13 protein-coding genes and 1 tRNA gene are annotated in these 15,003 nt (G+C 36.9%); 8 read left to right on the top strand and 6 right to left on the bottom strand.

What is annotated here, in order from left to right; all coding sequences use genetic code 11:
* Positions 1-17 precede the first annotated feature (17 nt).
* From DR017_RS13810 to bioD, 3 genes are all read right to left on the bottom strand, one after another.
* Positions 18-90: transfer RNA gene (locus DR017_RS13810), tRNA-Gly, on the bottom strand.
* Between the two features lie 136 nt (positions 91-226).
* A complete protein-coding gene (argS, locus tag DR017_RS13805; RefSeq protein ID WP_002678787.1) occupies positions 227-2,020 on the bottom strand; it encodes an arginine--tRNA ligase in 1,794 nt (597 codons plus the stop codon).
* 17 nt (positions 2,021-2,037) lie between these two features.
* The gene (gene bioD, locus DR017_RS13800; RefSeq protein ID WP_002678894.1) at positions 2,038-2,649 is read right to left on the bottom strand and encodes a dethiobiotin synthase; all 612 of its coding nucleotides are present in this window, start codon (positions 2,647-2,649) and stop codon (positions 2,038-2,040) included.
* A 201-nt stretch (positions 2,650-2,850) separates the two neighbouring features.
* Here bioD and DR017_RS13795 point away from each other — a divergent pair, with 201 nt between their 5' ends.
* Positions 2,851-3,783 carry a malate dehydrogenase gene (locus tag DR017_RS13795; RefSeq protein ID WP_002678807.1) on the top strand — a complete coding sequence of 311 codons (933 nt, stop codon included), beginning with the start codon at positions 2,851-2,853 and terminating at the stop codon, positions 3,781-3,783.
* Positions 3,784-3,919: 136 nt separating this feature from the next.
* Entirely contained in the window at positions 3,920-4,513 is a 594-nt protein-coding gene (locus DR017_RS13790) for a M15 family metallopeptidase (protein WP_002678663.1), read from the top strand.
* A 17-nt stretch (positions 4,514-4,530) separates the two neighbouring features.
* Here DR017_RS13790 and DR017_RS13785 read toward each other — a convergent pair whose 3' ends face one another.
* Positions 4,531-5,664: a glycoside hydrolase family 6 protein gene (locus DR017_RS13785; protein ID WP_002678857.1), complete on the bottom strand. Its 1,134-nt coding sequence runs from the start codon at positions 5,662-5,664 to the stop codon at positions 4,531-4,533.
* A 134-nt stretch (positions 5,665-5,798) separates the two neighbouring features.
* Here DR017_RS13785 and DR017_RS13780 point away from each other — a divergent pair, with 134 nt between their 5' ends.
* From DR017_RS13780 to DR017_RS13765, 4 genes are read left to right on the top strand one after another with little or no spacing between them, the layout of a single operon-like run.
* The gene (locus DR017_RS13780; RefSeq protein WP_002678747.1) at positions 5,799-6,971 is read left to right on the top strand and encodes a metallophosphoesterase; all 1,173 of its coding nucleotides are present in this window, start codon (positions 5,799-5,801) and stop codon (positions 6,969-6,971) included.
* A gap of 20 nt (positions 6,972-6,991) precedes the next feature.
* Positions 6,992-7,870, top strand: a complete 879-nt coding sequence (gene rfbA, locus DR017_RS13775) for a glucose-1-phosphate thymidylyltransferase RfbA (RefSeq protein ID WP_002678866.1) — start codon at positions 6,992-6,994, stop codon at positions 7,868-7,870.
* Positions 7,871-7,878: 8 nt separating this feature from the next.
* Complete coding sequence (radA, locus tag DR017_RS13770; protein ID WP_002678693.1) at positions 7,879-9,243, top strand: DNA repair protein RadA; 1,365 nt, start codon at positions 7,879-7,881, stop codon at positions 9,241-9,243.
* A 12-nt stretch (positions 9,244-9,255) separates the two neighbouring features.
* On the top strand, positions 9,256-10,671 hold the full coding sequence (locus DR017_RS13765) for an oligosaccharide flippase family protein (protein WP_002678683.1): 1,416 nt from the start codon (positions 9,256-9,258) through the stop codon (positions 10,669-10,671).
* 12 nt (positions 10,672-10,683) lie between these two features.
* Here DR017_RS13765 and ybeY read toward each other — a convergent pair whose 3' ends face one another.
* Together ybeY and DR017_RS13755 are read right to left on the bottom strand one after the other, a co-directional pair.
* Entirely contained in the window at positions 10,684-11,103 is a 420-nt protein-coding gene (gene ybeY, locus DR017_RS13760; RefSeq protein ID WP_002678662.1) for an rRNA maturation RNase YbeY, read from the bottom strand.
* A gap of 3 nt (positions 11,104-11,106) precedes the next feature.
* Positions 11,107-11,322 (bottom strand): YgaP family membrane protein, encoded by a 216-nt coding sequence (locus tag DR017_RS13755; protein WP_002678703.1) that lies wholly within the window; start codon positions 11,320-11,322, stop codon positions 11,107-11,109.
* Positions 11,323-11,934: 612 nt separating this feature from the next.
* Here DR017_RS13755 and DR017_RS13750 point away from each other — a divergent pair.
* Positions 11,935-12,582: a collagen-like triple helix repeat-containing protein gene (locus tag DR017_RS13750; RefSeq protein ID WP_050772795.1), complete on the top strand. Its 648-nt coding sequence runs from the start codon at positions 11,935-11,937 to the stop codon at positions 12,580-12,582.
* Positions 12,583-12,594: 12 nt separating this feature from the next.
* Positions 12,595-14,976, top strand: a complete 2,382-nt coding sequence (locus DR017_RS13745; RefSeq protein WP_002678645.1) for a leucine-rich repeat protein — start codon at positions 12,595-12,597, stop codon at positions 14,974-14,976.
* Positions 14,977-15,003: the final 27 nt, after the last annotated feature.

The raw sequence follows: 15,003 nt of genomic DNA, 5'->3' as shown, positions 1-15,003 counted from the left end.
GATAGACATAAAAAAAGAGCGAAAAACGGGGTTCGAACCCGCGACCTCAACCTTGGCAAGGTTGCGCTCTACCAACTGAGCTATTTTCGCTTGTTATTTGTTTCAGTAAATTTGCATTTGAGGAGTTACTTTGTTTCTCATTTGCGGTGCAAAGGTACGACAAATATCTATTCCTGCAAATTTTTGAGCAACTTTTTTTTAACTTTTTTTATATCTTTTTTATAACCTACATTCTTTCAGGTACTTGTATTCCTAACATTTTAAAAGATTCTGCGATGATTTCGCCTATTTTTTTGCTAAGAGCTACTCTAAAATGGCGTTTGTTAGCGTCTTCTTCACCTAAAATGGAAACGTTTTGATAGAATGAATTGAAGTCTTTTACCAAATCGTATACGTAATTAGCAACTACAGCGGGGCTATAGTTATCAGCGGCATCTTGCACAATAGAAGGAAAAAGAGTGATGCTTTTCAGTAAGTTTTTTTCTTTTTCTTGTAGAGCATCAGGTTGTATAACAGTTATTTCTTTGCTATTGTTCGTTTCAGCATATTTACGCAAAATAGATTGGATACGAGCGTATGTGTATTGGATAAACGGACCTGTGTTTCCTTGAAAATCGATAGATTCTTTAGGGTCAAACAAGATGCGTTTTTTAGGATCTACCTTTAATATATAGTATTTCAAGGCTCCTAAGCCAATAGTGTGATACAAATCTTCTTTTTGAGCTTCGGTATAGCCATCGAGTTTGCCGAGTTCCTGTGAAATTACTTTGGCAGTCTGTTCCATTTCAGCAATTAAGTCATCGGCATCTACAACGGTTCCTTCACGGCTTTTCATCTTTCCACTAGGCAAATCTACCATACCATAGCTGAGGTGGTACAAGTGTGAAGCCCAATCGTAACCCAATTTTTTCAAAATAAGAAAAAGTACTTTGAAGTGATAGTCTTGTTCGTTACCCACAGTATAAACCATTCCTTTCACATCGGGATAGTCCTTTACACGTTGGATGGCAGTACCCATATCTTGGGTTATATATACTGAAGTACCATCGGCGCGGAGTACTAATTTCTCATCTAAACCATCGGCGGTGAGATCGCACCAAACAGAGCCATCTTCTTTTTTGAAGAATACCCCTTTTTGTAGACCTTGTTCTACGATGTCTTTTCCTAATAAATAGGTATTGCTTTCGTAGTAGTACGAGTTGAAATCTACTCCTAAATTCTTATAAGTAACCGCAAAACCATCGTATACCCATCCGTTCATTTGTTTCCAAAGTTTCATTACTTCAGGGTTGCCTGCTTCCCATTGGCGAAGCATCTCTTGAGCTGCTACAAATATAGGTGCTTGTTTTTCAGCTTCTTCTTTGGATTTTCCTTGAGCTATTAGTTCTTGTATTTCTTCTTTATACGCTTTATCAAATGCAACATAGTAGTTTCCTACCAGTTTATCTCCTTTTAATCCTGTGTTTTCAGGAGTTTCTCCATTGCCAAAACGTTGCCAAGCTACCATAGATTTGCAAATGTGTATTCCTCTATCGTTGATGATTTGGGTTTTATACACTTTATGTCCGGCAGCTTTTAAGATTTCGGCTACTGAATAACCTAAGAGATTGTTACGGATATGTCCTAAGTGCAAAGGCTTATTAGTGTTAGGAGATGAGTATTCTACTAAAATAGCCTCTTTGCTATTAGGCGTTGCTAATCCAAACTGAGGATTGTCTTTTATTTCTGTTAAAAAGTTGAGGTAATAAGTATCAGCGATAACAAGGTTTAGAAAGCCTTTAATCACATTGAAATCGGTTACTAAATTACCTGCTTTTTCTTTGAGGTAAGTTCCTATTTGTTCGCCTATTTGCACAGGATTGCCTTTGATGTGGCGCAAAAGTGAGAAGACTACGAGGGTCACATCACCTACAAACTCTTTTTTAGTTTGTTGCAATTCTACATTTTCTAAACTTACGTTGTACAGTTCTTGTACGGCTTGTAGTATATGTTGTTTTAGGATGTCATTTAAATTTTGCATATATTAATTTATCAATCTCAAGGGTTATTAACTTTTGTAGCGTATTCTGAAATAACTCGTTTGTCAAAATAAGGTTCTTCATCAATATGTAGTAATACGGGCAAGTTAGTATGGTGTAAAATCACTTCTTCAGTAGATGGGGTAGGGGATCCGCTAAATACTATACTATGAATGTTTAAGCCTCTATTTTTTAGTGTTTCATAAGTGAGTAATGTGTGGTTGATACTACCCAAATAATGACGAGAAACTAAAATGACTTTATCAGTAGGGTGAATTAGATCAAGCATCATATCTTTTTCATTGAGAGGAACATACAATCCACCAGCTGCTTCTATAACAAGTGTATTATTGGTTTCAGGGCGTACAATTTTAGAAAGTTCAATTCGTATACCGTCTAATTGAGCTGAAAGATGTGGACTTGCAGGGGTATGTAGCCCATAGCTATTAGGGTGAAATACAGTGCGTGTATTGCTGATGAGTCGTTTAACCTTGTCAGTATCTGAGTTCTCTAAGTCCCCTGATTGTATAGGTTTCCAATAATCAGCTTGAAAAGCCTCTGTAAGAATTGCTGAAACGATGGTTTTGCCAACTTCGGTGGAGATACCCACCACGAAATAAGTATCTTTCATTTTGAATGGTTTGTTTTGAGAGCGCAAAAGTACAAAGTAATTGGCAAATGAGCAAAAAATAGCGATTAGTTTTTAGTTTTTAAAATCCAAAAATTTTCTTAAAAATATTTGCATAATTATTAAAAACTATCTACTTTTGTGGCGTGAAAATAACCATTGATTGAGTTTTTTATAACTCATCATCTTTAAATAATAGATTATATGAAAGTTACAGTAGTAGGCGCAGGTGCCGTAGGAGCAAGTTGCGCAGAGTACATTGCTATTAAAGACTTCGCGTCTGAAGTAGTATTAATTGACATCAAAGAAGGTTTTGCAGAAGGTAAAGCTATGGATTTGATGCAAACCGCTTCCCTCAATGGGTTTGATACTCGTATTACAGGGGTAACCAATGATTATTCAAAAACTGCAGGCAGTGATGTAGCTGTGATTACCTCTGGTATTCCTCGTAAACCAGGTATGACTCGTGAAGAGCTTATTGGTACCAATGCAAACATTGTAAAATCAGTTGTTGAACAATTGGTGAAATATTCACCTAATGTGATTGTAATTGTAGTGAGCAACCCTATGGACACTATGGCTTATTTGGTACACAAAGCTACTAAATTACCTAAAAACCACATCATCGGTATGGGTGGAGCACTTGATAGCGCACGCTTTAAATACCGTTTGGCAGAAGCGCTTAATAGTCCGATTTCAGACGTAGATGGTATGGTAATCGCTGCTCACAGTGATAGTGGTATGTTGCCTCTTACACGTTTGGCAAGCTATCGCGGAGTGCCAGTAACCGAGTTTTTGAGTGCTGATCGTCTTAACCAAGTAGCTGAAGATACTAAAGTAGGTGGAGCAACCCTTACTAAACTTTTAGGAACTTCAGCTTGGTATGCTCCAGGAGCTGCTGTATCAGCCTTAGTACAAGCAATCGCCTGCGACCAAAAGAAACTTTTCCCTTGCTCAGTATTACTAGAAGGCGAATACGGACAAAAAGATGTGTGCGTAGGGGTTCCTGTAATCATCGGTAGAGATGGTGTTGAAAAAATTGTAGAGGTAAAACTTAACGATGCTGAAAAAGCTAAATTTGCAGAAAGTACTGAAGCAGTACGTGAAGTAAATAAAGCTTTAGCAAGTGTGTTATAGTCTGCCTTAAGACCTTAAAATTAGAATAAAAGCGACTTTTCCGAAAAAAAGTCGCTTTTATTTTATTTGGTATTCCTGTTCTCCGAAGGGGATAATTCACAAAAAATACTTATAACTTTTAAAAATTCTTTTATTTATGAAATATATTCTTGCATTTTTTGTCACTTTTATTGCTACGGCACAACAAACTGATTTTGTGCTCCTCAAAGGTCTTTCTTCCGATTTTGTATTTGATATGAAATATGCAACTCCTGATAACTTTCTTAAACAAGCTGTTTATGAGTGTGGAGAATGCTATCTGCGCAAAAAAACAGCGGAAGCCTTGGTAAAAGCTAATGAGGAGTTTAAAACTTTGGGATATCGCATTAAATTATTTGATTGCTACAGACCTCTTGAAGTACAAAAAAAGATGTGGAAAATACTTCCAGGAACTCATTATGTAGCTAATCCTGCCAAAGGTTCTAAACACAACCGTGGAGCAGCAGTTGATCTCACTTTAGTAGATAAGGATGGTAAAGAATTGGATATGGGGACTCCTTTTGATTTTTTTGGTGAGAAAGCTCATCATACTTGTACCACTCTTCCTAAAAAAGTACTCGAAAATCGCAAGTTGCTAAAAGATATACTCAACAAATACAACTTCAAATCTATTTATTCGGAGTGGTGGCATTACGAATACCGCCCTGAAATGCAATCCAAAGTTGAAAACTTCCAATGGCAATGTGAATAATTACGAATTACGAGGTGTTATTTGAGATTGTTAGGGAGTTCTAAAATCTGTATACTCTTAACTCTAATTGCGTTGTTTATCAAAGCACGAGTATATTCAGGGTAAGGTTGTCCTGCTGCTGGAGCCCCCATATTACATTCACCATCGGAACCCCCTCCACCATTAATCCACAAATAAGCATCGGCGTGTGCCCCAGTAGTTTTGGTAGTGCTACGCGGACCTAAAGCTGCATTGAAGTTGTTGCAAGAGTTATAAGGAGCATTGGCATTCTGGTGTTTAGGACGGTTGATGCCACTGCGACCTGTGTCAATCACGTAATGCACATTTTTAAAACCTTTAGTAGCTAAGTAAGTTACAAATTTTTCAGCTGCTGCTTGTTCTTCGGCAGTACCTCCCAAACCTGAAACATTCAATGCAAAACCTCGCATATATTTTAAACCTCCGTCTATAATAGCAGTAGCAATAGCTTCAGGATTATTAGTAACTAAAGGACCATTCCCTGCGTGGATATAACTCATTACTTTAGGGTTGTTCTTATTTAATTTTTCGGCAGCGTACCTTAGCAATTCAGCACGCTCATTGTATTTAGCCGAGCCTTTTTTATGTCCGCAGTAGTTAATGGCATCGGGTTCTATAATTACTATAGCACGACGTTGCCCAATGATAGCACTCACACGATCAATCCACGCTTTATAAGAAGCCGCATTAGGGTGCCCACCTTTAGAAAATGACCCACAATCACGTTCAGGAATACCATAAAGTACTACTATAGGTGTTTTGTGAGCACGTTCAGCTCCCTCTACAAAGTTTTTCAGCCAACCATTGTTCTTCTCACTATTAGGACTCATACCGTCATACCATCCGCCACAAGGGATACCATACACTTGGTAATAGAGTTTTTTCAGTTCTACGTTAGGTTCTTTCTTTACAGCATTCAAACGAGAAGGTTCTAAATAGAAATCCCAATCATAAGGGATGTTGTTTTGTGGTGGTTGAGGAGGGGTAGGGGGAGTAATAGGAGGACTTGTAGGAGTTTGTGTAGTTGTGCTTTGTGTAGTTGAAGTCTGCGTAGAGGGTTCGTTGTCTTCCCCTGATTTTTCACAGGCGATAATGAGCCATAGAAAAGCTACTAAGGATACTAATTTATTCATAATTTTCTTTTTTTAATGTTTTAAGACTACAAAGGTAGTACTTTATTTTTGATTTTGCAAATTTACTAATCTGTAAATTTGTTATTTTCAAATAAATACTATACCTTTGCCAAAGTTTTTCACTTTTTTACCTAATGAAAAAAACATATATCACTTTTTTAGCATTTTTATGCTGTTTTGTTTTAGGCAATAATTGGTTACAAGCACAAGAGTTAGTGCCCATTCTCAGTCAGGCTCGTTTGCACAAAGATAATTCTAAATCAGGCTTTGATGGACCTTATATTTTTTATACTGATAAAGGAATTGTTGTAAAACAAGTTAGTGAAAAAAAAGGTGTAGTAGCACCCTCTATTCAAACATTTACTAAAGATATAAAAGGTAAAAAATTTACGGCACAACTCAGTGAGAAAGAATCTTTTAGTTTTAAAATAAAAAAAGAACTAAAGAATGAAACAGCTGTGTATAATATGCCTGAAAAACTCATTGCTATTTCGGATATTGAAGGAGAATTTGAGGCTTTTAAGCAGTTTTTGATAGCTAATGGAGTAATGAATGCTAAATACCAATGGAAATATGGTAAGGGGCATTTAGTGACAGTAGGTGATTTTTTTGATCGCGGACTATGGGTTACACAAACACTTTGGCTTATCTATCATTTAGAACAACAAGCTGAAAAAGCAGGAGGTAAAGTACACTTTATACTTGGCAACCACGACTTGATGAATATGAATAACGACTTCCGCTATGTGCGCAAAAAATACTTCCAGAATGCTTCTTTATTACAAGATGAATATCTACACTTCTACAAACCTAATACAGAATTAGGACGCTGGTTGGCTACCAAAAATATCGTTGAAAAAATAGGTGATTATGTGTTTGTACACGCCGGTATTTCTATAGAAATTGCCAATTTAGGACTCACTGTACAAGAACTAAATGATAAAGCTCGTGACTACTATTTTGATAATCTAAAAGCACGAAAACGCAAAGATAGTTTGTATAGTATTCTCTATCAGTTTGGTATAAGTCCTACGTGGTATAGAGGTTGGGGCAAACAGACTATTGATATTACTGAAGCTGAAACTATTTTAGAACGTTGGCAAGTAGGTAAGTTTGTTATAGGGCACACACTTCATAGCGAGGTAACTTACCTGATGAACAAATGCGTTATCGACCTTGATGTAGCTCACGCTAAAGGAGTGATACAAGGTTTGCTGATAGAAAATGGCAACGAATATAAAGTAGATAACCAAGGTAATAAAACAACAATAATAGAAAACGCTTCTATCCCTGAAGACGATGACTAACAAATAAAAACTAACAACAAATGAAAGGAATTATATTAGCAGGAGGTTCAGGTACACGCCTTTACCCTATTACAAAAGGAGTTTCTAAACAATTGCTCCCTATTTATGATAAACCAATGATTTACTACCCACTATCGGTATTGATGTTATCGGGTATTCGTGAGATATTGGTAATTTCTACCCCTCAAGATTTACCAGGTTTTGAGCGTCTATTAGGAGATGGCTCTGATTTTGGCATTCGCCTTAGTTATGCCGAACAACCCAGTCCCGATGGCTTAGCTCAAGCGTTTATCATAGGCGAAGAGTTTATAGGGGATGACGATGTGTGCTTGGTATTAGGAGATAATATTTTCTACGGACAGAGTTTTTCAAAAATGCTTTCTCAAGCAGTAGAAAATGTAACAAAAGAGCGTAAAGCTACTGTTTTTGGCTATTACGTAAAAGACCCTGAACGCTATGGAGTAGCCGAGTTTGATAATGCAGGTAATGTGCTTAGCATTGAGGAAAAACCAGCACACCCTAAATCTAACTATGCAGTAGTAGGGCTTTATTTCTATCCTAATAAGGTGGTGAAAGTAGCTAAAAACATCAAACCTTCAGCTCGTGGAGAATTAGAGATTACTACGGTAAATCAGGAATTTCTGAATGATGGAGAACTAAAAGTACAACTTTTAGGGCGTGGTTTTGCGTGGCTTGATACAGGTACTCACGATTCACTTAGCGAAGCATCTAACTTTGTAGAGACCCTAGAAAAACGCCAAGGACTCAAAATTTCTTGTTTGGAAGAAATAGCCTATCGCAAGGGGTGGATTACCGCCGAAAAACTGCAAGAACTCGCCAAACCAATGCTCAAAAACCAATATGGACAATACCTTTTGCAGATAACAAGTAATAGGTAACAAGTAATATGGCAAAACTAAAAACAGCATATTTCTGTCAGAATTGCGGTGCGCAATATAGCAAATGGCAAGGACAATGTTACACTTGTAAGCAGTGGAATACCATTGTGGAAGAAGTCGTACAGAAAGACACGGCTCCTGCTTGGCAAGAAAAAGAATCTCCTATCAAAAATAAGGCTCCTAAGTACATCCCTATTTCCCAAATCGATACCCAGCAAGAGCCACGCCTCAACAGCAACAATCACGAACTGAACAACGTGCTAGGTGGGGGCATAGTGCCAGGGTCGGTAACGCTTTTAGGCGGGGAACCAGGGATAGGCAAGAGTACACTATTATTGCAAATAGCTCTTAACTTGCCCTATCGTACGCTCTACGTATCGGGGGAGGAAAGTGAGAAACAGATAAAAATGCGCGCTGACCGTATTCCGCATAAGCTCGATAATTGCTTTATTCTCACTGAAACTAAGACGCAAAATATCTTTCAGCAGATAAAAGAACTCTTGCCCGAAATCGTGATTATCGACTCTATCCAAACCCTTCAATCCGATTATATAGAGGCTTCGGCGGGGAGTATTTCTCAAATTAGGGAATGTACTTCTGAACTGATTAAGTTTGCTAAAACTACTCATACCCCTGTAATACTCATTGGACATATCACTAAAGACGGACAAATAGCAGGACCTAAAATATTAGAGCACATGGTGGATACCGTTCTGCAGTTTGAAGGCGATCGCAACCACGTATATCGTATCCTGCGTTCTCTCAAAAATCGTTTTGGTTCTACTTCCGAATTGGGCATTTACGAGATGCTTAGCAACGGATTGCGCGAGGTAAATAACCCTTCAGAAATTCTCATTTCCAAAACCGATGAAACTATTAGTGGTACTTCTATAGCAGCCACCTTAGAAGGTATGCGTCCGCTAATGATTGAAATACAAGCCTTGGTGAGTACAGCGGTTTATGGTACGCCTCAACGCAGTACTACGGGCTTCAATGCCAAACGCCTCAATATGCTTTTGGCAGTGCTTGAAAAACGGGCAGGATTTCGCTTAGGGGCTAAGGACGTCTTCCTAAATATCACGGGGGGCATCACCATCGACGACCCTGCAACCGATTTAGGGGTGGCGATGGCTATACTATCGTCCAACGAAGATATAGCCATTGAAAAAAATGTGTGTTTTGCTGGTGAAGTGGGTTTAGGCGGTGAAATACGCCCTGTACAACGTGTAGAGCAACGCATTACTGAAGCTGAAAAATTAGGATTTAATACGATTTTTGTTTCTAAATACAACAAAATAGCTCTTAAAAATACGAAGATAAAAGTTATAACGGTCGCTAAAATAGAAGATGCGATACAAGAATTATTTGGATAAGAAGAACGCCTTATGTTGAGAAAACTCTTTAAAGATACCATTATTTACGGCATTGCTACTGTACTTCCTCGTGTGCTAACCCTATTGCTCACAAGGCTATACGTAAATAAACTTGATACTGCTGATTTTGGTATCTATTCAGGGTTGTTTGTCTACCTTATCTTGGGGAATGTACTGCTGTCTTATGGTATGGAAACAGCTTTCTTCCGTTTTATGAATAAAGGAGAACAGAAGAAAAAAGTGCAATCTACCGCGCTTACTTCGCTTACTATTAGTTCCTTAGTTTTTTTATTACTAGCTTATCTACTTAGGTATGCTATTGCCTCTTGGCTGAACTATGATGTACAGTATATTGTCTTTGCCATTTATATATTGGTGCTCGATGCCTTAGTGGTCATTCCTTTTGCTTGGCTCAGAAATAAAGGTAAAGCCAAACTCTACGCAATGGTAAAGATAGGGAATACAGCCTTAAATTTAGCGCTTAATATCTATTATCTAAATTATTTGTCTGCTGAAAAACTCGCAACAAACGGTGGTGTATACTACATTTTTTTAGCCAATGTGATTGCTAGTTTAGCGACATTTATTGTGTTGCTACCCATCTACCTCAAAATACGTTTCAAATTCTACTATCCTCTTTGGAAAGAGATGATGATCTACGCTTTTCCCGTACTTTTGGCGGGCATCGCTTTTGCAGTGAACGAGGGTTTTGACCGTGTGTTTTTGCGTATGCTCCTCCCTGCTGATACAGCCGATGGAACGATAGGTATCTACTCGGCTTGCTACAAAATGGGAGTGTTTATGAATCTTTTTGTGACAGCCTATAAACTTGGTATAGAACCTTTCTTTTTCAGTAGTTCCCAAGATAAGAATGCACCTAAAACTTATGCACGTATCACGGAATACTTCATTGTGTGCGGAGGCTTTATCTTGCTCTTTATTACCGTATTCACCGATGTTTTTAAACTTATTTTGATACCTAATAAAGCCTACTGGGATGCGCTCTGGATTGTGCCTATTATCTTGTTAGCCAACCTATGTTTAGGTATTTATCACAGTCTTTCGGTATGGTACAAAGTAACCGATCGCACGAGCTTTGGAGCGATTGTATCCTTGATAGGAATGGCTATCACGGTAGTGTTCAACTTTGCACTTATTCCTTGGCTTAGCTATAAAGGAGCCGCTTTGGCTACCCTCATCACCTATGCTGCAATGATGAGTATTTCGTATTACTACGGACAAAAATACTACCCGGTACCCTACAAAAAAAGGAAGATAAAAATCTTCCTTGGTATGAGTGTACTCTTCTCTTTTATAAATTTCTATGCCTTTGGCAATAGCATTTATATAGGTATTTTGTTTCTGCTTATCTATGGCTATTTAGCGAGCTTTGCAATCAAGCTAAAAGCGTTGCGGTCAAAAGCGTAGCGCGATAGGCAGTTAAAGTTGGTCAAATAGCAACATCATTTCCTCTTCTTTTTGTCGCATTAGCGCACTGTCTTTGGGGGTTTTATCTTTATACCCACAGAGGTGCAACAACCCGTGTGCCAATACTCGCAACAGTTCTCTTTGGAAAGGCACTTTAAAGATTTCGGCGTTTTCCTTTACGCGTTCTACCGAAATATAAATATCCGAATGGAGTACTTTTTCCTCAGTATAATCAAAGGTGATGATATCGGTGAGGGTATCGTGTTGCAAATACTCTACATTTATTTTATGCAAATACTCATCATCGCAAAAAATATAGTTGATATTGCCTGTCTCTTTACCTTCAGATTTAGCAACGCTTTTCACCCAGCGTTTTACCGAATTCTTATTATAAGGGAAGACAAAAGGAGTTTCGTTAAAAAAAGAAGTCATAATCTAACTATTTTTTTCTTTAGGCTTATAGGTGCTGATACCTAATAGCGCATAAATAGGAGAAAAATTGATGAGAATGGTTACCAATAGCAAAATAGAAACGCCTGATAACACCGATGCAATAGTTATAGAAAACTCGTTGAAATACCCCAAAATTGCCGTAATCACGATAATAAGCAAGCGGATATTCTTGTCTAAAGTGCTTATATTTCTTTTCATATAGTTATGTTTTTTAACAATTTGAGGACAAAGGTACAAATAATTTGTAAATTAGCAAATTTGCAATTAGTAAATTCATTAAACTCTTCTATGTGTAAAAAATACAATCTCATTATCAAGTGTTTAATAAAAATGTTACTATTTTTATGGTAAAAAATTAACAGAAAATTTGCACACTACAAATATTTGTTGTAATTATGCACCCTAAAATATAGAAAAGATAAGAAGCGTTAGCTTTTGTCCTGTCGTGCTGGAAACTGGAAACTTTCACTACAACACAGAGCAAAAGGTTTAATGCTCATCGCCTTTATAGGCGTGAGTGAAACCTATTTGTGTTGTAAGGTGATTCCAGTACCTCAGGCGGCAAACAGTGTTACTCACGCTTTTTTTATTGTCTTCTATTTAAATTATATCGCAAAAAGCGTTAGCTTTGTTCTGTTGCCTGAAAACTGGAAATTTTCAAAATTGCAACACAGAATAGGTTAGCCACTCAGTGCAAAGGAAGCACCAAAAAAGTGCTTTCCTTTGCCGTAAGCAACTTCTTCTAAATTTAGAATAAAGTCCTCTTCGCTTTTTTACGTGTATCGTAAACAATTCTAAATAATTATACTAATGAAAAAGATGTTTTTTATAGCAGTAGCTATGTTTGCAATGCTTACCAATGTGAGTTGTGGTAAAGAAACCATTACCGAGCGTATAGAAGTACGCAAAGGCAACCTTATTCACTCTGGTTATGGAGTTCCCTCAGCTTCTTTGGGAGAAATAGGCGATTATTATATCGACCTACAAAACATACATCTCTACGGAGCCAAAACCTCACAAGGCTGGGGTACCCCTATCAACCTAAAAGGTGAAAAAGGCGACCGTGGTGAAAAAGGTTTTATGGGGTGGCAAGGTGATAAAGGTGATAAAGGCGATCGTGGGCAAAAAGGTGACCAAGGTGAAAAAGGTGACCGTGGACAAAAAGGCGACCAAGGCGAGAAAGGTGATCAAGGAGAAAAAGGAGATCGTGGAGAAAAAGGAGATAAAGGCGACAAAGGTGAAAAGGGTGAGATAGGGCAAAAAGGAGACAAAGGAGCTAGCACTGGTGAGAAAGGAGACAAAGGAAAAGATGGCGCTAGAATTTATGGAGGAACCTCTGTACCTAATCCTTCTTTAGGAGTAGAAGGTGATTGGTATATTGATACCTTAAACAAAAAACTCTACGGACCTAAAACTAATAGTGGTTGGGGGCAAGGTGTAAGTATTTTTAACAATTAAACAACAAACACAATGAAAAGAAGTATTATTATAACGGTGTTTTGCACTTGTGTAGCTTTCCTCTTTTGGCAGTGTAACAAAGAAAGCGTTGTAGAAAAAGTAGAGTACCAGCGAGGAAACATAGTACATTATGGCAGTGGAGCTCCTTCTTCTACCATAGGCGAAATAGGGGATTACTATTTTGACCTTTCAGTATCCGATCTCTATGGAGCTAAAACCGAAAGCGGTTGGGGTGATCCTGTTAGCCTAAAAGGAGATCGAGGTGAGCGTGGAGAACAAGGAGCACAAGGAGAGAAAGGTGAAAAAGGAGAAGCAGGTGACAAAGGCGAAAAAGGCGATAAAGGAGCTCAAGGTGATAAAGGACTTATAGGCGACAAAGGGGAACAAGGTAACAAAGGAGAGCACGGAGAAAAAGGTATTAAAGGAGACAAAGGTTACCAAGGAGATCGTGGTGAAAAAGGAGCAACGGGAGATCAAGGAGAGCACGGTGGCACTAAAGGGCAAAAAGGAGCAGATGGAGCACCTGCTACACGTATTCATTTAGGGCAAGGAGCTCCCGATAGCAATATAGGAAACATAGGAGATTGGTATGTAGATAGCCAAAACAAACGTATCTATGGACCTAAAAAATACAATGGTTGGCAAGAGTACATAGATGAATATGAACATTCTATAATTAACAGTTCTGATTATACGCTTAACGAAGATAAAACTGAATTGATACGTTGGAATAATTTGAGAACTACTTTTATAGATATGAATATTATTTCAGACTTTAAAAATGTCAAGATAATAAAAGCAGGGGCTTTTCAAAATTGTAAGAATTTGGTAAATATAAAAATATCTGATAAAGTAACGACTCTTGAAGATTCTTATTATAGAAATTATTATGATCATAAGGAAGGTGTTTTTGATAGTTGTATTTCTTTGAAATCTGTTACTATTCCTAATAGTGTAACAAGTATAGGAAGTAATGTTTTTAGAGGTTGTACTTCTTTAAAAACTGTTACTATACCTAATAGTGTAACAAGTGTAGGAAGTCATGCTTTTAATGGTTGTACTTCTTTAATATCTGTTACTATTGGTAATGGTGTAACAAGTATAGGAAGTAATGCTTTTTGGGGGTGTACTTCTTTAATATCTGTTACTATTGGTAATGGTGTAACAAGTATTGGGTATTCAACTTTTGAGAGATGTACTTCTTTGAAATCTATTACTATTCCTAATAGCGTAACAAGTATAAAAAATTGGGCTTTTAACGGTTGTACTTCTTTAGCATCTGTTACTATTCCTAATAGTTTAACAGATATTTCAGGAGTCTTTGTTGGTTGTACTTCTTTAGCATCTGTTACTATTCCTAATAGTGTAACAAAAATTTCAGGAGCCTTTGGAGGTTGTACTTCTTTAGCATCTGTTACTATTCCTAATAGCGTAACAGATATTTCAGGAGCTTTTAATGGTTGTACTTCTTTAGCATCTGTTACTATTCCTAATAGTGTAACAAGTATTGGGGAGAGTGCTTTTTCAGGTTGTACATCTTTGAAATCTATAGTTATTCCTAATAGTGTAATAAGTATTGAGAAAAATGCTTTTAAAGCTTGTACATCTTTGAAATCTATAGCTATTCCTAATAGTGTAACAAGTATAGGGGAGAGTGCTTTTTCAGGTTGTACATCTTTGAAATCTATAGTTATTCCTAATAGTGTAATAAGTGTTGAGAAAAATGCTTTTAGAGATTGCTCTAACTTAACAACTTTTACACTTCCTGAAAATATTGAAACTATTGAAGAATATGCCTTTTCAGGTACTAAAATAACATCTGTTACAATTCCTAGAAAAGTTAAAAAACTGAGTAATTATGTGTTTTCTAATTGTAGAGCATTAGAAACTGTTACAATACTTTGTGACAATTACAATATTGATAAAGAAGCTTTTGTCAATACTAATGTTAAACAATTAATTTTAGGGAATGAATCAATAAGTTTAATGAGTATTTCTATGGAAAATGTCGAGCATATTATCTTACTTAATGGAGTAGAAAAAATTTATTCTTTTCCGAAAAAATTAAGTAATCTAAAGGAAGTCTCATTTTCTAACACTGTAACACATATTTATAGTCGTGTTTTTAATGGATATAAATCTTTAAAAACTTTAACATTTCCTAGAAGTTTAATATATATTCAAGCTTCCCTTTTTGATGAAAGTGGGGTTGAAACCTTAATTTTTGAGTCTACTATTCCTCCTACTATAGTAGATAATTCCTTTTTCTACAAAAATACAGAAAATAGAATATTAAAAGTTTATGTTCCAGAAGGAAGTGTTTATAGGTATGAAAGAAAATGGAGAGAAACAATTCCTAGATTAGGTAGATATGTCAGAATTTTCTCAAAATAACTATGATTTATATTCTATAACCTATAA

The sequence above is a fragment of the Capnocytophaga sputigena genome (assembly GCF_900446695.1).
In the GTDB taxonomy this organism is placed as follows: domain Bacteria; phylum Bacteroidota; class Bacteroidia; order Flavobacteriales; family Flavobacteriaceae; genus Capnocytophaga; species Capnocytophaga sputigena.
This window is presented reverse-complemented; position numbering and strand designations above follow the sequence as displayed.

Excerpts from the sequence above, each read along its gene's own strand:
- DR017_RS13765 (WP_002678683.1), top strand. The coding sequence starts at position 9,256 with ATGTTGAGAAAACTCTTTAAAGATACCATTATTTACGGCATTGCTACT.
- radA (WP_002678693.1), top strand. The coding sequence starts at position 7,879 with ATGGCAAAACTAAAAACAGCATATTTCTGTCAGAATTGCGGTGCGCAA.
- DR017_RS13755 (WP_002678703.1), bottom strand. The coding sequence starts at position 11,322 with ATGAAAAGAAATATAAGCACTTTAGACAAGAATATCCGCTTGCTTATT.
- rfbA (WP_002678866.1), top strand. The coding sequence starts at position 6,992 with ATGAAAGGAATTATATTAGCAGGAGGTTCAGGTACACGCCTTTACCCT.
- DR017_RS13780 (WP_002678747.1), top strand. The coding sequence starts at position 5,799 with ATGAAAAAAACATATATCACTTTTTTAGCATTTTTATGCTGTTTTGTT.
- bioD (WP_002678894.1), bottom strand. The coding sequence starts at position 2,649 with ATGAAAGATACTTATTTCGTGGTGGGTATCTCCACCGAAGTTGGCAAA.
- DR017_RS13790 (WP_002678663.1), top strand. The coding sequence starts at position 3,920 with ATGAAATATATTCTTGCATTTTTTGTCACTTTTATTGCTACGGCACAA.
- argS (WP_002678787.1), bottom strand. The coding sequence starts at position 2,020 with ATGCAAAATTTAAATGACATCCTAAAACAACATATACTACAAGCCGTA.
- DR017_RS13795 (WP_002678807.1), top strand. The coding sequence starts at position 2,851 with ATGAAAGTTACAGTAGTAGGCGCAGGTGCCGTAGGAGCAAGTTGCGCA.
- DR017_RS13745 (WP_002678645.1), top strand. The coding sequence starts at position 12,595 with ATGAAAAGAAGTATTATTATAACGGTGTTTTGCACTTGTGTAGCTTTC.
- ybeY (WP_002678662.1), bottom strand. The coding sequence starts at position 11,103 with ATGACTTCTTTTTTTAACGAAACTCCTTTTGTCTTCCCTTATAATAAG.
- DR017_RS13750 (WP_050772795.1), top strand. The coding sequence starts at position 11,935 with ATGAAAAAGATGTTTTTTATAGCAGTAGCTATGTTTGCAATGCTTACC.
- DR017_RS13785 (WP_002678857.1), bottom strand. The coding sequence starts at position 5,664 with ATGAATAAATTAGTATCCTTAGTAGCTTTTCTATGGCTCATTATCGCC.